This is a genomic window from Streptomyces sp. E11-3 (genome assembly GCF_046540415.1).
Classification (GTDB): Bacteria; Actinomycetota; Actinomycetes; order Streptomycetales; family Streptomycetaceae; genus Streptomyces.
Map to the genome: position 1 here is coordinate 87,652 of NZ_JAZGRL010000001.1, position 22,741 is coordinate 110,392.

A 22,741-nucleotide genomic window follows, 5' to 3' on the forward strand; every position below is an offset into this window, starting at 1 on the left:
GGTGGGGTGAAGGTGCGCCAGGGGGCGGAGTCGGTGACTAGGACGGCGACGAGGTAGCCGTCCATGGGCGCGGTGTCGGTGTGCAGTTCCCGTCCGAGGATGCCGTCGCGGTAACGGACCTGGGCCAGCCCTCGTGCGTGGCCGGAGCCGGTGAGCGCGCGGTCGATGACGGCGATGTCGCCTTGGAAGCTGCCGCGTCGCAGGGGCGAAAGGCCGTGGGAGGCGGCGAAGGCGAGGCGTCCTGTGGTGTCGAGGAGGAGGATGTGGCCGGGGGCGGGGAGATGCTGGGCGGCTCGTACGCAGACCGCCATGCGGGAGGCGTTGCTCGCCTGCCACAGCTTCGTGATCGACGAGGCGGTGGGTCCCTTGGTGTCCAGGTGCTGGTGGACGAGGGGCGCGGGGAGCAGGATCTCGGCGGCGAACGCGTCGCAGGCTGCATCCTCCAGGAGGAGGCCACCGTCGAGTTCCCTGCCGAAGGGCCCCATGAGGTCGTAGCTGTTCTTCTGCAGGTGGTGGCCCAGTTCGTGCAGGGCGGTGAAGTCCCGCCGTGCACGGCTGGCGGACGTGGCGACGGACAGGCTCGGTGGCGGGCCGACGTCGTAAGCGCCGGCGACGCTGCATCCTTGTTCCGTCAGATTCTCCTCGACCTCCAGGACGGTCAGCTCGGGCCAGGTTTTCAGCTCCGCGAGGGCGCCTTGTGCCAGGCGCTCGAGCGCGCCGGGACGGGTCGTTTCGAGCTCCTGGATCATCGCGGCGGCCTGGGTCCGGGCGGCGTCGGCGAGCACGTAGTTGACCATGCGGTGTGCCCCCCCTCTACTCGCCCAGACGCAGTTCGAAGTAGCGGTCCGTGCGTGCCGTCCAGTTCGGCTGCGTGCGGTCGTCGTCGCGTGCGGCGAGCGTATAGATACCGTAGGCGGCGCGCAGCCGGGCCTCGCGTTCGGTCTCGTCGTGCTGAGCGGCGAGTGCCTTGACTTGTTTGCGGCGCAGGGGACGGTTCAGTTCGTACACGACGGCGGGCGGCAGGGCGGGGTTGGCCGCGAGCAGGTGGCTGGCCGACTGGCCGAGGCGTTCGGCGAGTGTGGCGGCCTGGTCGGCGGTCAGGGCCAGTTGCCCCCGCCAGACGGCGAGCGCCTGGGGTGGCGGCAGTTTCAGTTCGGCGCCGAGCTGCGGGGCAGTGATGCCATGGTCACGAAACAGCTGGTTGAGGCCTCCCGATCCCTGAGGTGCCCACCGTGCCGAGGCAAAGAGCGCGAGCTGATCGGCCAGGACCGCGCGGTACTCGTTGGCTGGCGCGGACGAGACTGTGCCACTCCCCCACTGCGTACCGGGCACGGCGTCGGCGAGCGTGCGGGCGGTGAGGGCGCGAGGACGGTTGGTCAGCTCGCTGACCTGCCGGTCCAGCACACACCACGGAAGGGTGGTCTCCAGGCCCCACCACAGTGCCAGTGGCTGTTCCAGGGTGGTCGCCTGGGCGGGCAGGAGCAGGGTGTCGGGGTCGGCGTACCGTTCGAAGGAAGCCGGCACGGCGCGCAGGGTGTCATCGTCGCCGGCCGCTGTGATCAGCAGCAGCTGGATGGTGTCGTCCCATACGGCGCGCCAGATCTGGCCGGGCTGCGGGTCCTGGGGTGGTGCGGTGGCCACCTGGCGGACGGCGTCGGGCACCTTCAGTCCCGCCGCGGCGGCCACCAGCCGTTGGTAGGCAGTGGTGTGGACAGAGCTCATACCGTCTCCCCCGTCTCCTCGGCTGTGGTCCATCAGCGCATTCTCTTCTCACTGGATCCAGACGACGTAACTGGGGCTGTTCACGAAGGAGCGTCGCCGCAGCGCCGCAGTAGGGCGGCCACGACTGCCTGGGGGCCGCTGTCCGCGGACAGGGCGGCACGGAGCGTTGTCTTGAGGTTCGACAGGACGGCAGCCGCATGGGCTTGCCGGATCTCCAGCAGCTGCGCCGCGTGCTGGGCGTCCTCGTCGAGGTAGGGAAGCAGCAGGCGTTCGTTGGGCGAGAGATGCTGCCAGATGTCCTCGGCTACTCCGTCAACACCCGTGGGGTCCGGTGCGGTGGTGGCCGCGTACTGCTCGACGAGTTCGGCGACAGTCCCTTCATCGGCGTACAGCGCGGTGAAACGGGCCGACGCCAGGAGCTCGAACCGGGCCTCGAGAACCTTGGCGAGGTCTTCCTCCCGCACCGCTCCCTGGGCGTACTGGAGCACGCACCGGAGGATGGTCTTGAGGGCATGGACCGTCTGCCTGGGGGTGGGGCCGGAATGGTTCCATCGGGTGATACCAACACCCCTCACCCGTGCCGCCTGGGCGATGAGATCGTCGAGATCTCCCTGCCACACAGCTCCCTCGGGCTGTCCGGCCAGCGCCCAGTGCGGCGACGAGCCGCTGCTCTTGCGGTAGGCCGTGTCCTCGTCCATCAAGCGGGCGATGCGGCGCCGGAGCTTGCCCCGCGGCGTCTTCTTCGCCTCATCGATGAGGAAGTTCTTGATCGACGTGAGGAACAGCCGCTCCAGGGAGGCCTCGTCGGCGGCCTGAGCGAAGCAGACGGTCACGAACCGCTGTCCCGCTCCTTCCTGGGACAACATCGCATGGATCACGTCGTACGCCGCGTCATCGCTCCAGACGGTGTATCCCTCGGGGGGTGGAAAGCCGAAGGCCCGGCGCACCTGGTGGACCAGCCGCCGCAACAGATCAAACGTGGCCGACCCGAACTCGCCGGTCTGCAGCTCCTCGAAAGCCCCGCTTGCCACGAACCACCCCCGATCCCCTGCTCCCCGCTCGGCGCCTGCAGCCGCGGGGCTTCGGGTCTACATACACCAACGTCCACCCCCCGGGTGCGCGACGCGCCCAAAACTCCGCCACGCTGCTGTGGCCGCTCTGCCGCTAACCCGGGTACCGGGCAAGACGCCACGGGGACGGGAGAGTTGCAGGCTGTGCTCTGCGACCCGCTGCACCGGGCGTGGGGCAGCGGTCTGCTGTCGGCGGGCGGGGTGCGCCCTGTGGTGGATGGAGGGTGTGGTCAACTGTCGAACGCAGCCTCGTCCCGGTGTGTCGCGTCCCATCGGGCGGGCCTGCCCGGCCGCCCGATGCAGCGGCGTGGCGCGTCCCGGGCTCCGGGGGCTGGACCCTCCCAGAATCGCAGCGTGATGTAGATCACTCGGAAAGAGTGCGGGGTGATTGCCGGTTCGCCTTCAGGCCGGTCCCTAGGGATAGCAGCCTCATCATGCGCTACAGGTAAGGAGCTTCACATGGTCCTGCTGTGTTACTCGGATCTCGAGGACGATGACCGCGTCGGCGTCCCGGCGCTTCATGCCGCGTTGGAGAGCTGGGTGCTTCGCCTGCTGGTCGACACCCAGGACCGGGCCACGCGCCTGCCTGCCCGCTTCGCCTCACCGATCGAGGACTGCACGCCCGAGGATGAGGCACTGGCATTGCGGACCATCCGGTTCCTGCGCTACGCGCAGGAACAGCTGATGGACCGGAACGCCCGTCTTCGCTACCTATGTCCGGACTGCCCCCGCGATGGGCAGGCTCGCTGTCCGGCTCTCAACCGGCCGAGCCCGAGGGGAAAGACTGTGCACGAGGCCGTGTATGCGGTGCGAATCGAACCGGTGCCCGTGCAGCACGGGACCTGGCTGGCGCAGGCTCGGCCTGCGGCCTCCCGGGTGCTCGAGCGGCTGCGCCGGATGGCCAGGCAAGTGACCACACCCGTGCCCGGCGCCGGTGAGGAAGCCCGCAGGGCTGTCGTGCACCACCTGTATGAGATGGCGCGCATGTGGAGGGCACGGGGTCTGCCCGATGACGCCGTGAACGTCGACCAGGAACAGGACGGGGCCTTCGCCCAGGACGTCTGGATCGCCTTGATGGAGAGGGGGCGGCGGAGAAGGGACACCGACGCGAGGCACTCCCCCGTGAACTTCATCGCTGCCGTCCTGCACACGCTCGCCCAACAGCTCAGCGGACCAGAAGCATTCACCACCCGCGAAGCTGTCATGGCCGCGCTGGTGGCACGCAACGCCTGCATCGAGGGTGACACGGCAGCCGTGGACGAGTTCTCTCGGACGTGGCTCCATCTTGGCCGACCGCACGCGTGGCGCGCGGCCGTGGAGATGGCCCTGCTGGGTGACTGGGTTGAGACTCTTGGCCGGCATCTGAGCGGCGATGCCGAGATCATGGAGCTGCTCCACCGTCATACCGAACGGGAACATCGCTGTCTGCAGCCGCTCTGGGAGCGAAAATCCGGCGGCCGCACGGTGCGGCTGCTGGAGGCTCCGGTCGCGTCGGGAGTGTCCTTAAGAGATGTGGTCAGCGATGACCGGCGCCCGGAGAACGGCCTGTTGCACGGCGAGGTGGACGATTGCCGCATCCTTGCCGTGCTCGCGGATCTGGCACCCACGGAGAGAGCCGTAGCCACGACCTACGGTGCGCAGCGCGTGACGTGGGCCCAGGCCGCGGCTCTGGGCGGCGCCGACGATCCGGATGCGTTCGGCAACCGGGTGCGCCGCAAGCTGAGACGATTGGGACTGCGCCACCGTGCTGCGGCAAGCCCGTCCGCCCCGGTGTCGGCGGCGGGCCAGTGAACATTCTCGGCGCAGCCGCAGCCGAATATCTAGCGAGCCTTGCGGCAGCACTCACGCTGGTCGCAGCGCGCAGCGTCAGGCGGCGCTTCAGGCAGCGAACTGGTCTCGCTCCGGGCGCGCCGGCCGCAGATGCGACAGCCGAGCCCCACTCGGGACCGCGCTGACGCCCGGCTGCGGGATGTGTACGACGCCTCCATGAGACAGGAGGCGTCGTACACCCGGGCTCGGCACCCTTATGTTCGCGCCGCCGGGTCCGCGTGGGCGCTGGACGAACTGAGGGCCGCGGTGTCACCGTGCTCGCGGACGACCGAGGCACCTACCTCGCCATCGACGGAGGGCCTCCGGCCGGAGGCGCCCTCCTTGCAGGATGCCGCAGGCGGATAGCTGAACCCCGGGAGCCCTTGCACAGCACTAGGCTCTAGGAGTGACGACACCAGCCCCTCAACTCCCGGATGCCGTCAGACATCTGCTCTACCTCGTGGTGTTCGACCCGGAGGACGGCACGGCTACCTCAGAGATCTCGCCGGTCATCGACGCACCGCTTGAGGACCCCGATCAATTCGCCATCCCTCACGCACTGGCACGCGACGTGGCCCGGGCGTTGCCCGGGCTGTGGTACTGCCTGCATCTGCCGCAGTCACGAGGAGACCTGGTCGACCTTGAAGCGTGGAAGCTGAAGGGCCTGCAGCAGCCGGCGATGGGACATCACGTGATGCCCGTTCCCATCACCGCGCTCGACAGCCTGGCTCTGGCCCCGTGGTGGCGGCCGATGCTGGCGTTGTGCCCGGACGAGCTCGTCGAGCGGACCGCACGGGGAGCGGTCGCGCTGGGGGTCGAACTCCCCGTCGCCTCCTTCTCATCTCTGGGCGACGCGAGTCTTGAAGAACACTGGCAGGCCATCCAGAAGCGCGTGTACCCCGACGTCCCTCCGCTGGCGGGGAAGGTCACTCTCAGCCGCCGGCTGGACCTGGCCGCATTGGACCTGCCCTGGCGTCTCATGGCTCGCCGGATGGGCTGGGACATTGATGCGCCCGCCGATGAGGAACCACGTACGCTGCTTCATCGCACCCTGCAGGGGCACACGCTCATCGCGGCCACCGCCCGACTGGAGCGTCAGGGACTGACTGTCGAAGAAGCCGAACCGGTCTTTGAACAGACGGTCGTTGAGGAGAAGGCACGACTACGGCTGCCGCTTGCTCTGGCGCTGCCCGGGGTCGCCCCTGCATACATACGCGGCGCCTACCCCCCTCAGCTGCGCAAAGCCCGCGTCCGCCCGCTCGCGGCCCTGGACGCCGGCGACACCTGGTCGACCGAGATCGGTGAACGCGATGATGCTCACGTCGAACGGGCGGCCATCGAGTACACGCTGACCCACCGGGCCGTCGCCAACGACAGCCTGGGACTGATGATGCCCTCCGTTCCCCCCAGCGCGTTCACGCTGCTGGCCGACCTGGAAAAGCACTTCCGGGACTCTGCCGCGGACCGCCCCCGCTCGGTGGAGAAACTGCTCAGCCGCCTCAACGCCGTCGCCAGGCCCTTGTTCACCGAACCGGTGATGGAGGCCATCAGCCGGGCGTCGATGCTCACGGTGCTCTCCAACTTCCCTCTGGGCCTTGCCACCCTCCCCGGCGACACCGCCCCGCTGGCGGCGCGCCTGCCCCTGACGTACGAGCCGCTGCTGCCGCTGACCCGCACCGTGCAGAAGGCCGGTGCCGTCGCCGTCGGTGTCGAGTGGAAGAACCGCATCCGTGTCCTGGTGGCGGAGTGCATCCCCGCCAGCGACCCGGTGGGCCGAACCTCACGAGACGGTTGGCGGATCACTCAGGACACCCTGAAAGACGTCGAAGGGCTGAGTATCCACGCGGTGCAGACGCTCTCCCTGGATGCCCTGCGCGAGGCCGTCAGCGAGCACACACCTGACCTGCTGATCATCAGCGCGCACGGCACCCTCGTTGCCAACACGGCGGCCATCGTCATCGGCGACGAACCGCACGTCGAACTCGGCCTGCAGCACACTCCACCCGTCATCGTGCTCAGCGCATGTCACGTCGCTCCCCGGGGATCCAGCGCCGTCTCCATCACCGATCTCCTGCTGCGCGAGGGCGCACTGGCCGTACTGGGCACGCAAGTGCCCGTGGACGTGCGCCGCAACATGATGCTGACCGGCCGCCTGCTGACCAATCTCGCCGACCACCTCATCAACCAAGGACGTCACGCCACACTGTTGGAGGTGTGGCATCACACCCAGACCACTAACACTGTCAACGACATCCTCATGTCCACACCGTCGCTCAGCAGTTGGGGACGGACCCCCGGCCCGGGCGGCGGGCTGGCCCCACTACAGGAATTCATGATCAGCAGATCGGCCGGGCGGCTGCGCGGTGCCCACATCTACCAGGACACCGAACAAGTCCTCGGCGAGATCGCAGATGATCAGGGACGCGGCGAACAGGTCCGCAACTGGTTCCGCCGCCCGGGCTACGTTCCGGAATCACTCTTCTACCTCTTCGCAGGCCGTCCGGAACGGATCCTCGTCTCCTCCATGGAGGAACGCGTCGCGACGCTCTGGCCGGACTCCGACACTCCGGGCAGGTAACGCCTCTGACCAGCGCAAACCCAGCAACCGCTATAGCAGTCTGCACCGTCAGTCATGTCAGTAGCAGATGAGCACCACGCGTCAGCGCCAACCGCCAGGTCACCGGGCTCGCGCCACTGACACCTAAACGCTCGCCGGCGGTCCGCGGCTCTCTACGTTGCCATCACCGCCTCCTGCTGACGCTGCCCCGGCCGATCGCCAGCGTGTCAATCCCCTCGAAGCGTAGAGACGTCGTTCTGCCGCTTCGGCCCTGAGCTGGGCCGTTGATGTTTTCCGTGCTTCTACCACATGTCGTTCGAACGGGATCGGGGCGAGCCCGTCGTTGGCGCTGTGTCTTCTCCGAGTGTTGTAGATGTCCGCGATTGTTGTAGATGTCCGCGATCCAGGTCGAGATCTTGATGCGTGCCTCGGCGTGGAGGCGAAGTGCTGCCGGCGGCAAACTCGACCTTGAGCGTGCCGTTGAACGCCTCAGGCGAGGCACCGACAGGGCCCCATTCGAAGCACGTCACCATCACAGACTCACCGACAGCCCGCGCCTTGAAAGTGGCGGATGCGTCGTTGCCACCGCTGATGCCGCCCGGGTAGGCTGCCGACAGCCATGCGGATCCCGGGCTGAAGCGCCGGGTCTGACAGCAACTCACCTCCGACCCATGCGGACGAGCCGGTAGCTCGTGCGACACGTCGGTTGGCAGGGTTCCCTCGTTCTTCTGCGGCTCAGGCGCGTGTTCGTGCCGGGGACCGCTCCTGAGATGTGATGTGAGACAGAAAATGATTCATTCGTTCGTCGCGCACACGAGCCCTGGACGAAGCAGGGTGTTCGCCCTTGTGAGGAGGCCTGGGGACGAGCTGGAGGCGGTGACCACACTGGGAGCTGGCGATCTCCACCTGACCATGGAACTGGTCAGTGCACTCAACTCCTTCCTGTACGACCGCGACGACAGGGCCCTTGAAAAGGTGCTGGACCGGGCCCCCCAACCGGTGCGCATGGCCGCGCAGCAGTACCTCAAGGACAAGTGCGAACCGGTGATGGGGGCCTTCACCGAGTGCGGGCCGGTCGAGGTCGTTCGCGAGGCTGTTTTCTTCGGGCGGATCGACGAGGAACTCGAGGAGTACCTCGAGTGTGCCTACACGATCGGGCTCGGCATCCGCATGTCGAACGAACGTCAGCACGATGGCGGCGTCGGGTGGGTCATCCGACTGCTCAACGACGAGGTTTCCGTGCCGGCCAGCGCCGAGCCGCGCACCTGGGCTGTCCCCACAGGGGGGAAGCTCGCGCGGACCTGGACGAGTAAGGAGCATGCCAGCGATGCCGGTCCTGTTCGCGGCGCGCTCCAGGTGGCCGCGGATGCAACGGCCACGGGCCGGTGGGTGAGGATCCACACGCTGCTGCACAGCCGCTACGACATCGACTTCGAGGGCAGCGGAACCTCGGAATTCGTCGTCGACGTCTTCGACGCCCCCATCCCGCTGAATCAGCGGGGCGAGTAGGCCGGGGGCTGTCGCCCGGCCTACTCGCCGGATCACCCAAACCGGCGCCAGAGGCACTGCGTACAGCCGTTGCCGCCACGGACGTGGACGAGGCGGCAACACCCGACCGGTACGGCGAACACCAGAAGGCCGGTACGGGAGTCTTCATGATGAAATGACGCGTGGTGCGTACAGGAACGTGGCTGTGTCGCGTCACAGAGTAGAGAATGGGGTTCCCGGGTGAATGACGGTGCGACACGTGAGGATTCGCCGTTGCCAACCTCGCGTTGGTTCATCTCCGCGCCGGCTGCCACAGATCTGCGCACGTTGCTGAGGGAGCTCAAGCGACGCGGTGTGGACCCTTATGTTCTTTCCGACGTAGCGCCTCTGGGAGCAAGCATCGCCCAGAGTCTGCGGCAGGCCATCGCGCAGGCGGAGACGGTGCTGGTGGTTCTGGGTAACCCTGATCAGTCTCAGAGCACCTTGTTCGAGGCCGGAGTCGCAGTTGGGATGGGCAAGCGGGTCATCGTCATTGCCGATCCCGATCAGGACACTTCTCCCGACCTCGATGGTTTGCTCACCATTCGTGCTCGACCGGACGACGTCGAGGCAGTCGCCTACGCCCTTGCCCAGGCTGAGGGGCGTCTTGTCAGGGTGACGCCTGCGACGTCCGCAGCGGAGCATGCGCTGGGCAGCACGCAGGTGAATGAGCTTCTGGAGCTGCTGCGTAAGCAGCCCATGCGTCTCGAGCGAACGGCCGTGGATGTTCTGAAGGCCGCTCTGGAGGGCAGTGGAGCGGTGGCGGTGAAAAATCCAGACCCGAAGGTCGGAGATCGTCTCGATCTCGGGGTGTGGTCGGACGACTTGGGTGCCATCGCCCTCAACCCTTTGCTCATCGAGGTGAAGCGCACGCTGTCACGCTCCGCGGTCGAACAGACTCTCCATCTGCTGCAGCGCAGCCGCATGAACGCAGCCCTGTTGGTCTACCTCGATCCGCCAACGAACGCCGAGTTCCATGAGGCCCTGAGGGTACCTTCCTTTCCCGTTCTGACGATCTCGCTCGAGACGCTGCTGGAACGCATGCGAGCGTCGAGTTTCGCTGAGGTCGTGCGCGATCTGAGGAACCGTGCTGTCCATGGCAGGGCGTCCTCATGACGTCCATTGACCGGGGCCGTGTCGCCGCGTTCCTGACCGCCGGCGACACGGCTGCCAGCAACGCTGCACGGGGCAAGGCCTTTGAGGATCTCCTCACGTATCTCTTCGAGCTCGTCCCCGGAATCAGTGTGACCGTTCGCAACCAGCTGGATTACTTCTCATCTGAGGAGATCGACATCGCCTTCTGGAACGAGGGTGATCCCAAGGGGCTGCGCCAGTTCGACAAGATCATTCTTGTGGAGTGCAAGAACTGGTCGAAGCCTGTGGGGGCGGCGGAGGTGACACTCTTCAGCTCGAAGCTGGAGGGACGGGGCCGGCCCTTGGGAATCCTGGTCGCCGCGGCCGGCATTACCGGGGAGGCGGTTGATCGCAGTGCCGCGCACCAGATCCTCGCTCGCGCCCTGGGGCAGAAGCGGGAGATTCTGGTGGTGACCCGCAGCGAGATCGAACAGCTCTCAGACACCGACGATCTGGTGCGGCTGTTGAAACAGAAGCGGCTGCAACTGGCTGTGTCAGGCACCATCTACGGGGTGTCGTGAAGACCCGGCTGCAACCGCGACGGCGGAAGTATGGCGCGGATGGCTTCAGTGCGGGCTTCTCCACCTGGTACTCGTGAAGCCTCTGGTTTCAGACTGCACTAAAGGCCCCCGTCGCTCCGGCCAATCAATTGAGGTGGCGAGCTTTTCTTCATTGCCCTCGTCCGAGCAGCACCCTGGGTGGACGCCGCCGATCCGGCCCAGGACGGGTGTCACGCACTCACAGGTCTGGGGCGCTTCCTGAGCGTCCTGCTCGGGACTGGCCGGGTCAGTGCCCGCCGGAGAAGGAAGGGCCCTGAGGCGTGTTGCAGAAGGTACCGTCCGAGCAGGTCAGGGCCGCGTCCTTCGGGACTGTTCTGGCCGCCCGGCGAGAGCAAGGTTTTGCACGTGGCGGCGGCCCGGACTGCGGGAGAGGGAACCATCGCCGCGCTGCCGAGGTCATGGACTCACCGGCGGCAGCGAAGCGACCTCGATAAGCGCGCTGGCCGCCCTGGATAGCACCCGGTGGCTGAGCGCCTCGTTCGCCATTGCCCGTCTGCCGAGCACCCAGGCGTACCCAGCCGGATCAGCGCCTCGGCCTCAGAGGCGTCACCGGTCTCGACTTCCAGGGTGCAGTCGGCCCGGGTAATGGAGATGCGGATCTTGGTCGGGTACGGCTGTTCTGCAACCATGGCGAGGGAACCGGCCAAGACGGTGGCGATACCCTCGGCAAGGGACACCGTGAGCAGTTCGAGACCGGCACCAAGCTCGTTCTCCGCGGGTGTGGCGGGCACGACGTGAACGCGCCCCTGGGGGCCGCGTTCACCGCGGAGCCCCCGATCAGCGCCAGGTGATCGTCGAGTTCAGTAGCCGAGTCGAACCTGATCTGAGCATCCATCGCCCCGGTGTCCTGGGTGCCGTGCAGCGCGTGCTCCCCCTGTCGCGCGCATCTAATGCCCAGGACTACCCCCGGCTGGTACGAAGAGTCACCCTACGGGGCGGGCCCGCCTGGTTCGGCGCAGGCCCGACGAAGAGAAATCACGCCACGGCCCTGGGCCGACTCCGCGCCTTCATAGCAGCGCCCCTCGACCGCCACTACCGGCGGCCCGTTGCCCCCGAGCAACCAACGCTCCTGCTGAGCAGACCCCCGGAACCATCGCACAAACCGCAGGTCAAACCAACCTACAGAGGCCCGCCCTCAACCTTACCTACCGGTAACTTCTACCGAACTCCGCTCTCCAAGACTGAGCAACTCTCTGGTCAGCACGTAAGGACTGCTCACCTCCAAGAGAGCCGCGACAGCCATCACCCGCATCCAACACATCAACCACACCCTCGACTGCGACCTCGAACCCGACACCGAACACCTCATCCACACCCTCCTCGCCAGCACGAGCCCCCGGCCTGCCCACGGACGGTGACACCCCACGGCCACTGACCAGCAAGATCACGCGCAGCGGTGGTTGCGCAGCGCGCAGCCACCGGCGCCGCCCCCGTCGGATTCCCCTTTGGGTGTGGCTCCTTTCGAGGGACTGTCTACTCCTTGGCGACACGCGAGTTCATCTCGACCGGCCCTGCGGGCGAACCAGACCACAGCCTGGTCTCCGTCAGCTCAAAGACCCACGTTCAGGCGCCCGGAAGTACCCGGTGCGCTGCTGCAGCAGCCAGCGCTCGACATCTTCGTCCGCGGCACCGGCGTACGGCTCCTCTGCCAGATAGGACAGGAGTTCATCGCGCTCAGAGTGATCACTTGCCGCCACCATCGACCGCACGGCATCCACGCCGCCGGCAAGAACAGCCCAGATGTCCAGGCCCATCTCCGTGTCGAAGTTAGCGATCTTCGCCCTCCACTGGAGCCATGCATCCTGCACACAGGCGTGCTCGGCCAGCAGGAGCATGCTGAGCCTGAGCCGGTCCGACAGTCCCCACCCTTCTTCAGCCCACCGGATCTCCTGCTCCAGCAGGAACCGCAGCAAGGCACGATCGGTGGGCTGCGGATCGAACAAAATCGCCGTCAACACGGCCTCACGACGCGAAGCGTTGACATCGTCGTCATCCTCGGCCGGAGCGAAGCACAGCCCCGCCCAGGACGCCGGGTCGGCCCGCAGAACCTCCAGGAACTGCGCACGCTCTGCATCAGGCTCACTCATGCGGGCCAGCGTAGGCTCCCGGTTCAAGTCGATGCCCAGGGCACAGCTCGCCTGGAGAGACCTGATGAGCAGCGAGTTCACCGATTCAGCCGCGGCGGCACACGACGGCCTCCCGACGCCTCGGCCGCCGTGACACTGCCGGCACGCCATGGGCAGCGGATGCCTCGACTCCCAAGGCGCAGGGCCGGACCAGATCAACCGAGACAGCATGCGGTACCCAGGCGCTGAGGACGAGATCAACCGAGATCCTCGACCGCCGGCGGCTCAATTGATCTGGTCGACGCAGGTCGCCGTCTTCCCCCAAGGCCAGATCGCCTGAGACGGGACAAACGGGCTCCGCCGTGTCCGGGGCCTGTCCTCCTCTTCCTCGGGCGTGATGGTTTCGCGGGGTAGAACGCGTCGTAGATGCTCTGGCGGCGATGGAACGCAACGAACTTGTGCAGTGTGAAGTGCCGTTCAACCCAGTGGACCAGCGGATCGTCCTGCTCCTTGGGCACGTGGCCGATGAGGATGCCGCGGAGCGTGAGCTGCTCGACGAGCCAGAGTATGTGGCCAGTTGACCGAGTACGGTATTCCCATTCTCGGCCTGCGAGTAGCCCAGGTAGTGCCACGACCTGAGGGTGGAAGACGAGAGCGAAGGTCAGGTCCTCGGTGGGGTTCTTGCCCATGCCGTCGGTGACTGCCCACTCCTGCCGGTAGGGCCATCCAGCACCCCCAGCGCACCCAGATGCACGCCGAGGTTCGCTGGGGCAGAAGACCGAACGACTCGGTTCGCTGCGACGACAACTCGAGTGAGTGAGACAGGACAGCTGGAGGACGGGTGTCGGCCTTGTGCCGCACCGTGTCGTGGATGCGTTTCCGAGCGGAAACCCTCACGGTGCAGCAGCTCGGCCAGCCAGCCCGCGGAGACGGCCGCCCCGCGCTGCTCGCGCAGCCACCCGCTCAGGGAGGGGGCAGCCAGCAGCTCGCCGAGCACGGCGAGGTCCTCCGCGCCCTCGCGTGGCGGCCGGCGCACCGCGTCGGACAGCACATCGATCCCGTCCTCCTCCAGGGACCGGGCTGGATCTGAATCAGCTGCGGGTGTCGTCCCGGTCGAAGGCGAGCGCCGCGTGGCGGCGGCGGAAGTCGTCCAGGTATTTCGCTTCGAGGATCTCAGCGGTGATGGGGGCGTTGTACTGGCGGCCACGGCGACCGGTGATGCCGCGCCGTGCGGCCTCGTCCACCACGGCGGACACACTCGGCTCACCGCCTGCCTTCTCCCGCAGGCAGTCCCACACCGCGTAGAGGCGGATGCTCAGCAAGTACCGGCGCAGCGTACTTGGATCGACAGGATGGCCGTTGCGGCCGACGATCCCCTGCCCGGCCAGATACTGCGACAACTCCTCACCGTTCGGCTCGCTCCCCCGGCTCGCAACGTATGACGCCCACGCCAGGTAGTAGCGGTCGGACACTCGCAGCCCCGCCAACGCCCCAGCTGACCCCAGTGGTTCAGGTTCCTGCGACAGCGGCTCGATCAGCGGGTGCGCCTCTGTTTCAGCGATCCGGTCGGCTGGCTCGGCCCCCTCGCCTTCCCCCGCAACAGCCCCGTCACGGGGTTCCCGCTCCTTCGTGGTGACCGCGTACTCGCCCGGCACGGCGGTAAGTTCAGATGCCTGCCGTGAACGGGCCCTGACATCCCGCAGGTACGGCCGCAGTACGGATTCAGTCAGCGGGCCGCCTCCCCGCCCCACGACACCATGGACGTCCATCAGGTAGTGACCGAACTGGCGGGCAGTGGGATAGTCGCCGTGCTCCTTGACATAGCGGCGCAACGCCTCAACGTGCCTTCCCTCAGGCCTGAAGACATCGCAAGGCCCATGCTCGTCAGGGCTGCCCGTGTGCCTGTGCACGCCGGTCCTGGCCGGCTCTTCCGCGCCCGTGGGGACATGCCTCGGCGTGACGAACGGGGGCGCGGGATCGTGACCGTCCCTCGCGTCGACAGGGTGCCCGGACCTCGCCTGCCCCGCCTCACCCGCTGACGCGGCGGCCTGCTGGCTACCGAGCTTGGCCTCGTCGTCCACCCTCGCGTGCACCGGACGACAGGGATGCACCGGTGCCGCCAACGCGCCCTCTTGTGCCGGCGCACCCGCACACAGAGACGATGCACCGCTCAAGGCCCCGGGGGCTTGCCGATCTGTCGCCTCCGGCGGTGCCACCCGCCCCTCCCCCACGCCCTCGTCCGACCCCGGTGTCGGCAGGACCGGCCCGTCGATACCCGGCGCGGCCAGCCCGCCAGGGGCGGTCTGCGACAGCGGCACCCCGAAGCGGGCCAGCCGCAGCGGCATCAGCGCGTCGATAGGGGCCTTACGGCGCCAGGCGCGGCCGTAGCGGGAGCGCAGCCGGGCCTGGTAGACCAGACGTTCCTGCTCCAGCTTGATGACCTCGTCGTAACTGCGCNCCCTCCCACACCACCGACCAACCCACCATCCCATTCGCAGACGCAACACCCAAGAGAAAACGCAAGCAACCACAACACACGCAGACGCGCGCTCGCTTCCGCCTTGCCGCGGCACAAGCTCCACGGGCGTCCCCGACAGCGCCCGGCGAATTGGTGTCCCACGCTGCGGAGCCTGCCGGGATTCACCCGTGCACAGCGGACTCACACACCCGCCCGCGACGGACACCCAGGCAGATGCGCCAAGGCCCCGCCCAACCGGGACAGCTGACTTGATTTCGCCCACCCGGCCGCTCCCACACACGCCCCTTCCCGCCGTGGGCCGCTCACCGGGACGGGATCCTCCCGTCAGCGGAACTAGAAGCACTCTGCGGCCAGATCTCCGCCCTGACAGGCACAGGAAACGTTCCCGCACAGCCCCCTTGTCAGACCGGTCCGCCACCATGCGCGTATGAGTCTCACCTCGTCCCTCAAGGACCCCACCTCTGCCATGTCCCGGTTCCTCGCGGAGCATCTCCCCCACCCCCAGCGCGTGTTAGCCGACTACCGACAACACGTGCGCGGCCATCGCGCACCGGTTGCTCCCGCTGCCGGGGCAGGCCAGCGCCCGGACTACGCGATGCTCGGCCACACGATCGACCACCGGCTGCGCATCAGCCTGGGGCCCCCACCGGCCAGCCGATCGCGGAAGGCGTCTGGCAGACCACCCTCGACGACGACGGCTGGCCAAGCCTCGAAGTCATCAACACCGTGCAGGCAGCGGGCCTGATCCTGCTGGAGGAACTGCGCCGGTACGAAAGCCACGACGGGCAGCCGCTGGCGCTTGAGCCCGAAGCCGAGGAGCGGCTCATCCGGCTGTGCCATATCGCTTCCCACTTCGAAACCATCTTCCGTTGCGGAGGATGGGTACGCGGCAACCGTCTGGGCCTATGCGAACGCGGAGTGAGCCTGGACGATCTCGCCGCTGCCGTGCCGGGCTCCGTCGTCGACGACATCCACCAGCAGATGGCCCTCGCCGCCAGCCCCGGCCCCTTCGCCAACCTGCAACACCTGCCTGCCAGCCGACGGATCTGCGGACCCGTCTTCGACGGCAGCCCGGACGTCGGCGGCGCGGACGCCGACTTCATCCTCGACGGCTCCCTGATCGACTGCAAAGCCACCATCCGCCCCCACCGAGGGCCGCGCCGAGGTCTACCAGCTCGCCGGGTACCTGCTGCTCGACTACAGCGATCAGCACGCCATCAAGAAGGTGGGCCTGTATCTCTCCCGCCAGGGCGCACTCATCGACTGGAGCGTGACAGACTTCCTCGCTCTGCTGGGCACACCACTCGACCTGACCGCACTGCGGGCCGCCTGCCAGCACGCGCTCACCGACGGCGAGGCGGGTCAACCGCCACCACCCGCGGCCCCGCAACACCCACTCCCCCGCCCCGGGAACACCCCCGGCATGCAGGAAACACTCTTTGACGAGATGGACTGACACCCCACAGGCCGCCGCGCCCGGATGCCTGCTCAACCTCAGCCGCCCCGAACACACACGAGCAACACCCAGGAGTTCAGCGCCAGCCACTGCGATCGGCCCGCCTGGGCCGGAGACGCTTCCCAGCGGGGAATGCCAGGGCACCACACCGCACAACAACCATGTGCAGCAGCACAGAAACCAGGACCGAGCACACGGCGCCCTACACCCAGCTGATACCCAGTTAAGGCGGCCAACGCTACAAGACCGCCAACAGAGCCGAGAATGCCCACCGTCGGCACCGTCAACTTCACAGTTGCCCCGGACGAGTTGGACCGGCGCGTTCATCGGACTGGGGTTCCAGCTCCCCCCTGCCTGTCCGGCAGCTTTGCGAACAAGCCCATGCGAACGGCACCTGTCCCTGCCTGGCTGGCCCCTGTTCCCCGGCGGATCCACGACGCCCCCGCCCGTATCAGGGTCACAGCAGCCGCCGTAGATCACGCTTCGGCATGGATCTTCCCGGCGTACTGGAACTTCCACGTCCAGGCCGAACACCGGCGCCTCCATCCCACCACCGACCCGCGAACTACGAACTCACCGCCTGAACGGAGAAGTCACCGCGGAAGGGCTCACCCCAGGGCAAGCCCCGACCCACCGAGCTCGGGGTGAATGGTTTCGGGCAGGGGCGGAGTGAGTAACGGCTTGGGCTCGTGCCCTCTAGCCCGTCTGAACACCGGCATGCTCGGGCCATGGGCAGACGCGACGGGGTACGCAGTGGAACGGCCGGAGGTTGCCTGTTCAACGGTTTTTTGGCTGTGCTCGTGCTGCTTCTTGTGTGCTTCATCGGGCTGGGGATCTGGGCGGCCACGGCGGATGACCGCGCCGAGGGAAAGGCCCACGCTGATATGCGGAGTGATGCTGAGGCTCGACAGAAAGAGCTCGTCGGATCGGCGGCCGACGGCGTGCTGGACGACAGCGAGATCGCACGGGTTTTCCCTCAAGGCAAGCCAGCTCGGGGTCTGGTCAAGATCGAGCGGCACGGCCCCGATGCCATCGTGACGGCAGAACTACTGGGCGTCGGGCCGGGGGTCTTCCTCACCAGCGAGACATTCGTGACGGGGTGCTTCGCCTTCACCGTCACACCGGACGGAGACGGCCATCGGAGGCCCGCGGTCACCGTGAGGGAACTGGCCGTAGAGAACGAGCCACAGTCCGCGTGCACGACGGCAGGAATGCCGTCTCCCAGCGTCTTCCCAAGCCACTGAACAACGAGATGTGGCCAGGGCGATCAGCCGTGATGCAGGACTGACCCGGCACACCACCGCGATCAGCAACGATCGGGCGTTCACGAGTAAGGCTGACCCGTCCTGACGCGCCGTGATGAAGATCGCTTCCCAGTCGGTTGTTGATCGTTCCCCGCAGCCCGGGGTGACGCCACTCGGTGTGATCGCAAGCGTGAAAACGGTGAGCACGGCTACCCTGCGAGCGTCCACACTGCTGGGATGGATGAAGACGGCTCGTCCCCGGCCCGCGTTGACCCGGCCTCGTCGAGTGAGTCGCTGGGGTTTCCGGCCGATGCCCGGGTCCTCATCGTCAACTGTGACGACTTCGGGCTGTACGAGGCGGTCAACCCGGCTGTGGTGCAAGCGGTTGAGGAGGGGATCGCGAGTTCGTGCAGCTTGATGGTGCCGTGCCCCGGTGCACCGCAGGCGATGCAGATGCTCAGCCGACGTCCACAGATCCCGTTCGGCATTCATCTGACCCTGGTCTGCGAACTGCCCGCCCTGCGCTGGGGACCGCTGACGGCGAAGGACCGGGTGCCGTCCCTGCTCGACGAGACGGGAGAGCTGTTCGTTCCCACGCCCACCGGGCGCTCCCGGTTCCTCGCACAGGCCCTCCTGGAGGAGATCGAGCTCGAGTTTCGCGCGCAGATCGGCACGGTGCTGGCTGCCGGGCTGGCGCCGACTCACCTGGACTGGCATTGCCTGGCCGACGGCGGACGCGACGATATCCTCGACCTGACTGCGGCTCTTGGCAAGGAGTACGGCCTGGCGGTGCGGATCTGGCTCGAGCCGTCGCGCCAGAAGATGTGGCGACGCGGCCTGCCGGCCACCGACCACCCCTTCCTCGACAGCTTCTCCCTCGAGATCGACGGCAAGGCAGCCCGCTACGCGGAACTGCTGCGCACACTGCCGAGGGGACTGACCGAGTGGGCGGTGCACCCGGCCCTCGGCGACGCAAGGTCGCGGGCCGTCGATCCCGACGGCTGGCGCGTACGCCGCACCGACTACGAGTTCCTGATCTCGCCGCAGGCCCGTGAAGCCCTGCGCCAAGAAGGGATCACCGTGATCGACTACAGCGCTCTGCAACGGAAATGGGCTCAGCCCGGAGCGTGAGGCCCGCGGACAATCGCACGGGGGAACGTCGTTTCCCTACGCCCGGAGAGGCCGCTGGGGGAAGCGGGCATACTGCGGTGACGGGGACGGGCGGGGTGGGTAGGGTCGTCCTCTTCGGTCGGCGGAAGCCGTCCGGAGTCCCGTGAGGCTGTGCCTGCGACCATGAACCTCGACCCCACCCTGACACGACGCCGACTCGACGCTGCACTGGACCATGTGGCCGTCACCTTCCGCGGTATGACCGCCCGCGCCCAAGAGGTCCAGTGCGACTGCCACTGGGGCAGCGCCGAAGAGCTCGCGCTGTTGAAGGTCCCCGACGTGGAGCTGGAACCGGATCTGCTGCGCCGCACCTGGGACGCCGGTGACTGGGGCGACCACGGCGCGGTGCTGCGGCGCATCCTGCCCCAGTTCACCCGGGCCCTGGTCGGTGGTCTGGTCGAGCCGCTCTTCGACATGGGCATGGTCGGTCTGTCGTTCGCCCGGGGGCATTGGCAGCAGTGGCCCGCGCGGCAGAACGCGGCAGTTCGGGCGTTCCTGCATGCCTGGTGGGCCCACAGCCTCGCTGAAGCGGACCCAGCGGTATCGGCGTACGAGGTGTTCGCCATGTGCGCGGAGGCGTCCGGCGTACTCGGCCCCTGGCTCACTGCCTGGGAGACACAGGACCACCCCATCTCCGACCGGCACCTGGCACGGGCGATTTCCGAGTGGGCTGGCGACCTGCTGCGAGACGAACTTCCCTGGGCCGCGTGGTACTGGGACGACGACGAAGCCCGGTCCGCTGAACTCGCGGCCTGGCTGGTGAGCCACGCTCCAGCGAGGCTGCGCGCCTTGGACGTGCCCGAGGAACTGCTCCACCAGGTACGGCTGATGGAGCTCACCGGGGCCGCCCGCTGGGACAACCCGCACTGACCCGACTGCCTCTACTGAGTCGCGTTTCACCGCGCCGCCCGACGGCACAGCACTCCCACAGACACAGTCGGTGGTTCGGGTTGCTACCCGATCAGACAACGTCCGCGATGACGGCTCGAGCGGCGCGGATCAGTTCGGTGTTGTCGGGGGCGGGGGTAAACCGCTCCGGGGCCGATGGAGGCTCGATTCCTTGAGAGGATCGAGGACATCGGCGCAGCGGAGACGGCGCGGACCTGGTCCGCAAAGCGCAGTTGGACACCGGCCAGCGGCCCGGCACCCAGGGCTTGATCAAGTTCCGTAGGTGTCCGGATCGTTGATGATGCCCAGGTTGGGGAGTGCCGGACCGGCCCTAGGGTGGTCCCTCATGGACTGCCTCACCGATGACCTGCCGTTGCTGGAGTTGCTGTGCGCCGCTGACGAAGTGCGGGTCCCCGGCGAGCTCGAGTCGTCAGGCCCTCACGAGAACGCTCCCGACGCGGTCGTGGACACATACGTGGTCGACGGCGGCCGACTGCTTCTCACTCTCTGGCGCGGCCAGCTGCACGAGGTGATCTACCAGACCCCGGCGGAGTCCGGACAGGACGCATCGCGGCGCAATGACCGGCTGTTCGCGCACTACGGACAGGGCGACGGCTGGACCGAGATTCTCGACAACGGTTTCGGCAAGACCTATCGCAGTACCGATCAGCGGCGGTACGCGCTGTGGAGCTACGCGATGGACATCACGACCTTCGGCACTATGGAATTCCATCTGGTCAAGTGGTAGCCGCCCCGGGCGATGACCTCCGTCATGAGCCGCCGCCTCACCGGAGCCACCATCGCCTCCTGGAGGACCGCATGAGCGAGAACCCACAGGTCAAAGCCATCCTGGAACAACATCGAGACCCGCGAGCGTGAACTGGCCGACCGGGCCGGGCAGTTCCTGGCCCGCATCGAAGAGCTCACCCGGCAGCTCGGCGGACTCGACGCGGAGAGCGAGAACCTGCGCATCACCAGCAAGACCCTCCTCACTCTCCCGCTGCCCTCACCCGCCATCGGGCCGGACCGCCCCGATATCCCGCACCACCCCGCCTACCAGCAGATCCTCACCGAACCCGAACCCGGCTTGTTCACCCGCCCCGACGCCTGAGGATCCCCCCCACCTGCGACCAGCGGCCCTTCCCCAACCTCACCCACGAAACGGACAAGAGCTCACGTTCCACACTCTGACAAACGAGGCCCCCACTCTTCATGTCCTGTCAGAGCTTGCCTTCGAGCAGTACGGTGCGGTGGCCACCGAGACGGCGTGAGAAGTCCACGACGAACTCGGGGCGCAGTGTGGGCCAGTTCCAGAACGTGAAGCCGAGATGACCGAACGCGAAGTAGTCGTCGGCCCAGAGCCACGTGTTCACGGGAGCTGTCCGGTCGCAGGACGGGCACGCGACGGGCTCATCGTGGCCCTCGGCCCAGGAACCCACTGCGTCCTCGAACCGGGCCCACCTCTCCTCGATGGGCGACCAGTGCTCGTCGACGAGGGGCATCTCCGTTGCGCAGTGCGGGCAGGTGACGGCCGAGGGTTCGCCCTGCCCAGCATCGAAGACCGTACGCCCTACGGTGACGTGCAGGCCGTTGCTCCACACGTTGACCAGCTCGGGATCCGGGTCCTCGACGGCTTCGCCGTAATGCGTCCCTGGCGCGTGCCCGGCGTCAGCTCCGAGGACGCAGCCGGTACGTTCCGCTGAGATGAAGCCGTTTGCAATCAGCCAATCGAGTACATTCGCCGCGAGCCCCTGCGCCTCCCCTGACGTGGCCTCGGTGTCGACGATCGTCTGGAACCAGTCGCCCATGTTCTCCCCTCCAGTGCCCGTGCCTGCGTACCGTACGTCTCGCCAGGGACATTTGCAGCGGCCCCACCGACATCGCGTTCGTATCGAAGCCGTCGTTCGGGGCAGGGCGCGCGGACTGGGCCGGCGTCCAGGCTGAGAGAGACGTCGATGTCGGCGGTCTGTCCACGCCTGCGGAGTTGGTGACGCCCTCCCCGCGTCACGCACTTGAGATGGGGAGGCAGTCATACCAACCCCCAAGGCCGGTCACCCCCGTTACGGGGTACGTAGAAGGGGCAGCGAGGGCGCGAAGGCCCTGTTCATCCGTCTGTGGACCCGCAGGACTCGGCGCTCCCAGACGTCTCCGCCACCTGACGCTCACCAAGCATGCACATAGGTCTGACAAACTACGCGGACATCTCCGCATCGGCGGACAACTCACCCATTAGCGAGGGTTTAGCACATGCGCAAGGCGCGTATCGCACTGACGGCCGTTCTGGTCACCACGCTCGGCCTCGGGCTCACGGCATGCGGCGGCGACAGCAAGGACGGGGCGACGGAGAAGGAGTCGCCGACGGCGACGGTGCCCGCGCCGGACGGGGCGAGCCCTAGCGCCGACAGCGGCGAGAACGAGGGCGGCGACGCCCAGCCCGCGGGCGATGTCACCGCGCCGGGCGCCGGGCTCAAGGTCGGCGACAAGGCGGTCCTGCCCTTCGAGTACGCCAAGAAGAAGGGCACTCTCGCGATCACCGTCACGGCGATCGACAAGGGCACTGAAGCCGACATGTCCCAGTTCGGCGCGCGAGCAGAGGGCCTGACGCCGTATTTCATCAAGATGAAGGTGGAGAACGTAGGCGACACCGACCTCTCGCGCGCGTACGTACAGTTGAGGGGCCTTCTCGACGGCGGCCAGAGCACAGGCGTCTCGCTGATCGGCGACATCCCGGGCAAGTGTGACAAGGAATCCGCGCCCGCCGAGTTCGGTAAGGGAGTGTCGTTCGAGACCTGCTCGCTCGCCGCGTCGCGGAGCAGCGATGTCACGGGCGCCGAATTCGACGAAGGCGACGCGTACAGCGACAAGCCGGTCGTCTGGACCGCCGGCTGATCCATCACCGGACACCGCCCGTCGGGCCCGCGGGGTGGTTCAAGGCGGGCCCGACGGTGCTCACGGATGAGTTCCTCCTCGGCTGTCGAGCAGCGCGAGCCACACGCTGCAGCTGACAAAAGGAGCGCTGATTCCATGAGCCCAATTCATTGAGCGCTCAGTGCTGCATT

At 67.4% G+C, this 22,741-nt stretch carries 20 protein-coding genes and 2 pseudogenes; 13 read left to right on the top strand and 9 right to left on the bottom strand.

Annotated features, from left to right (window positions below; all coding sequences use genetic code 11):
- The 3 genes from U9R90_RS00305 to U9R90_RS00315 form a co-directional block, all read right to left on the bottom strand.
- On the bottom strand, positions 1-797 hold a 797-nt coding region (locus tag U9R90_RS00305; RefSeq protein WP_411054319.1), incomplete at its 3' end, for an ImmA/IrrE family metallo-endopeptidase.
- Between the two features lie 16 nt (positions 798-813).
- On the bottom strand, positions 814-1,722 hold the full coding sequence (locus tag U9R90_RS00310; RefSeq protein ID WP_411054320.1) for a hypothetical protein: 909 nt from the start codon (positions 1,720-1,722) through the stop codon (positions 814-816).
- An 80-nt stretch (positions 1,723-1,802) separates the two neighbouring features.
- Positions 1,803-2,753 (bottom strand): hypothetical protein, encoded by a 951-nt coding sequence (locus U9R90_RS00315; RefSeq protein ID WP_411054321.1) that lies wholly within the window; start codon positions 2,751-2,753, stop codon positions 1,803-1,805.
- Positions 2,754-3,251: 498 nt separating this feature from the next.
- Here U9R90_RS00315 and U9R90_RS00320 point away from each other — a divergent pair, with 498 nt between their 5' ends.
- The 5 genes from U9R90_RS00320 to U9R90_RS00340 all read left to right on the top strand — a co-directional run bounded on the left by U9R90_RS00320 (position 3,252) and on the right by U9R90_RS00340 (position 10,340).
- Positions 3,252-4,583 carry a hypothetical protein gene (locus tag U9R90_RS00320; RefSeq protein ID WP_411054322.1) on the top strand — a complete coding sequence of 444 codons (1,332 nt, stop codon included), beginning with the start codon at positions 3,252-3,254 and terminating at the stop codon, positions 4,581-4,583.
- Between the two features lie 478 nt (positions 4,584-5,061).
- On the top strand, positions 5,062-7,179 hold the full coding sequence (locus U9R90_RS00325; RefSeq protein ID WP_411054323.1) for a CHAT domain-containing protein: 2,118 nt from the start codon (positions 5,062-5,064) through the stop codon (positions 7,177-7,179).
- A gap of 855 nt (positions 7,180-8,034) precedes the next feature.
- On the top strand, positions 8,035-8,667 hold the full coding sequence (locus U9R90_RS00330) for a hypothetical protein (RefSeq protein ID WP_411054324.1): 633 nt from the start codon (positions 8,035-8,037) through the stop codon (positions 8,665-8,667).
- Positions 8,668-8,886: 219 nt separating this feature from the next.
- On the top strand, positions 8,887-9,801 hold the full coding sequence (locus U9R90_RS00335) for a hypothetical protein (RefSeq protein ID WP_411054325.1): 915 nt from the start codon (positions 8,887-8,889) through the stop codon (positions 9,799-9,801).
- Complete coding sequence (locus U9R90_RS00340; protein WP_156724770.1) at positions 9,798-10,340, top strand: restriction endonuclease; 543 nt, start codon at positions 9,798-9,800, stop codon at positions 10,338-10,340. Before U9R90_RS00335 ends, U9R90_RS00340 begins: the two co-directional genes overlap by 4 nt.
- A gap of 443 nt (positions 10,341-10,783) precedes the next feature.
- On the opposite strand, the pseudogene U9R90_RS00345 reads toward U9R90_RS00340, so the two are convergent.
- Positions 10,784-11,143, bottom strand: a pseudogene (locus U9R90_RS00345) (effector-associated constant component EACC1); the annotation flags it as partial.
- Positions 11,144-11,923: 780 nt separating this feature from the next.
- Complete coding sequence (locus U9R90_RS00350; RefSeq protein ID WP_411054326.1) at positions 11,924-12,466, bottom strand: hypothetical protein; 543 nt, start codon at positions 12,464-12,466, stop codon at positions 11,924-11,926.
- A gap of 419 nt (positions 12,467-12,885) precedes the next feature.
- Between U9R90_RS00350 and U9R90_RS00355 the strand changes: the two genes are divergently transcribed.
- Together U9R90_RS00355 and U9R90_RS00360 are read left to right on the top strand one after the other, a co-directional pair.
- Positions 12,886-13,026, top strand: coding sequence for a hypothetical protein (locus U9R90_RS00355; protein ID WP_411054327.1), 141 nt, complete (start codon positions 12,886-12,888; stop codon positions 13,024-13,026).
- Positions 13,027-13,316: 290 nt separating this feature from the next.
- Positions 13,317-13,535 (top strand): hypothetical protein, encoded by a 219-nt coding sequence (locus U9R90_RS00360; protein ID WP_411054328.1) that lies wholly within the window; start codon positions 13,317-13,319, stop codon positions 13,533-13,535.
- A 1-nt stretch (position 13,536) separates the two neighbouring features.
- Here U9R90_RS00360 and U9R90_RS00365 read toward each other — a convergent pair whose 3' ends face one another.
- The 3 genes and pseudogenes from U9R90_RS00365 to U9R90_RS00375 all read right to left on the bottom strand — a co-directional run bounded on the left by U9R90_RS00365 (position 13,537) and on the right by U9R90_RS00375 (position 15,764).
- Positions 13,537-14,277, bottom strand: a complete 741-nt coding sequence (locus tag U9R90_RS00365) for a hypothetical protein (RefSeq protein WP_411057785.1) — start codon at positions 14,275-14,277, stop codon at positions 13,537-13,539.
- Between the two features lie 429 nt (positions 14,278-14,706).
- Positions 14,707-14,904: pseudogene (locus U9R90_RS00370) on the bottom strand (hypothetical protein); the annotation flags it as partial.
- 608 nt (positions 14,905-15,512) lie between these two features.
- Positions 15,513-15,764, bottom strand: a complete 252-nt coding sequence (locus U9R90_RS00375) for a hypothetical protein (RefSeq protein WP_411054329.1) — start codon at positions 15,762-15,764, stop codon at positions 15,513-15,515.
- A 385-nt stretch (positions 15,765-16,149) separates the two neighbouring features.
- Here U9R90_RS00375 and U9R90_RS00380 point away from each other — a divergent pair, with 385 nt between their 5' ends.
- The 5 genes from U9R90_RS00380 (at position 16,150) to U9R90_RS00400 (ending at position 20,430) form a co-directional block, all read left to right on the top strand.
- Positions 16,150-16,380 (top strand): hypothetical protein, encoded by a 231-nt coding sequence (locus U9R90_RS00380; RefSeq protein WP_411054330.1) that lies wholly within the window; start codon positions 16,150-16,152, stop codon positions 16,378-16,380.
- 728 nt (positions 16,381-17,108) lie between these two features.
- Positions 17,109-17,624: a hypothetical protein gene (locus U9R90_RS00385; RefSeq protein WP_411054331.1), complete on the top strand. Its 516-nt coding sequence runs from the start codon at positions 17,109-17,111 to the stop codon at positions 17,622-17,624.
- A gap of 237 nt (positions 17,625-17,861) precedes the next feature.
- Positions 17,862-18,755: a polysaccharide deacetylase family protein gene (locus U9R90_RS00390; RefSeq protein ID WP_411054332.1), complete on the top strand. Its 894-nt coding sequence runs from the start codon at positions 17,862-17,864 to the stop codon at positions 18,753-18,755.
- A gap of 162 nt (positions 18,756-18,917) precedes the next feature.
- Positions 18,918-19,664, top strand: a complete 747-nt coding sequence (locus tag U9R90_RS00395) for a hypothetical protein (protein ID WP_411057585.1) — start codon at positions 18,918-18,920, stop codon at positions 19,662-19,664.
- Positions 19,665-20,028: 364 nt separating this feature from the next.
- Positions 20,029-20,430, top strand: coding sequence for a hypothetical protein (locus U9R90_RS00400; protein ID WP_411054333.1), 402 nt, complete (start codon positions 20,029-20,031; stop codon positions 20,428-20,430).
- Positions 20,431-20,902: 472 nt separating this feature from the next.
- Here U9R90_RS00400 and U9R90_RS00405 read toward each other — a convergent pair whose 3' ends face one another.
- Entirely contained in the window at positions 20,903-21,490 is a 588-nt protein-coding gene (locus tag U9R90_RS00405; protein WP_411054334.1) for a hypothetical protein, read from the bottom strand.
- A 439-nt stretch (positions 21,491-21,929) separates the two neighbouring features.
- Between U9R90_RS00405 and U9R90_RS00410 the strand changes: the two genes are divergently transcribed.
- Positions 21,930-22,571 carry a hypothetical protein gene (locus tag U9R90_RS00410; RefSeq protein ID WP_411054335.1) on the top strand — a complete coding sequence of 214 codons (642 nt, stop codon included), beginning with the start codon at positions 21,930-21,932 and terminating at the stop codon, positions 22,569-22,571.
- The last annotated feature ends 170 nt before the right edge of the window (positions 22,572-22,741 follow it).

Bases quoted from the DNA above. Each gene is read 5' to 3' on its own strand.
- U9R90_RS00410 (WP_411054335.1), top strand. From the start codon at position 21,930: ATGCGCAAGGCGCGTATCGCACTGACGGCCGTTCTGGTCACCACGCTC.
- U9R90_RS00360 (WP_411054328.1), top strand. From the start codon at position 13,317: ATGCGTTTCCGAGCGGAAACCCTCACGGTGCAGCAGCTCGGCCAGCCA.
- U9R90_RS00375 (WP_411054329.1), bottom strand. From the start codon at position 15,764: ATGGCACAGCCGGATGAGCCGCTCCTCGGCTTCGGGCTCAAGCGCCAG.
- U9R90_RS00350 (WP_411054326.1), bottom strand. From the start codon at position 12,466: ATGAGTGAGCCTGATGCAGAGCGTGCGCAGTTCCTGGAGGTTCTGCGG.
- U9R90_RS00340 (WP_156724770.1), top strand. From the start codon at position 9,798: ATGACGTCCATTGACCGGGGCCGTGTCGCCGCGTTCCTGACCGCCGGC.
- U9R90_RS00395 (WP_411057585.1), top strand. From the start codon at position 18,918: ATGAACCTCGACCCCACCCTGACACGACGCCGACTCGACGCTGCACTG.
- U9R90_RS00400 (WP_411054333.1), top strand. From the start codon at position 20,029: ATGGACTGCCTCACCGATGACCTGCCGTTGCTGGAGTTGCTGTGCGCC.
- U9R90_RS00385 (WP_411054331.1), top strand. From the start codon at position 17,109: ATGGGCAGACGCGACGGGGTACGCAGTGGAACGGCCGGAGGTTGCCTG.
- U9R90_RS00320 (WP_411054322.1), top strand. From the start codon at position 3,252: ATGGTCCTGCTGTGTTACTCGGATCTCGAGGACGATGACCGCGTCGGC.
- U9R90_RS00355 (WP_411054327.1), top strand. From the start codon at position 12,886: ATGGAACGCAACGAACTTGTGCAGTGTGAAGTGCCGTTCAACCCAGTG.
- U9R90_RS00310 (WP_411054320.1), bottom strand. From the start codon at position 1,722: ATGAGCTCTGTCCACACCACTGCCTACCAACGGCTGGTGGCCGCCGCG.
- U9R90_RS00405 (WP_411054334.1), bottom strand. From the start codon at position 21,490: ATGGGCGACTGGTTCCAGACGATCGTCGACACCGAGGCCACGTCAGGG.
- U9R90_RS00390 (WP_411054332.1), top strand. From the start codon at position 17,862: ATGGATGAAGACGGCTCGTCCCCGGCCCGCGTTGACCCGGCCTCGTCG.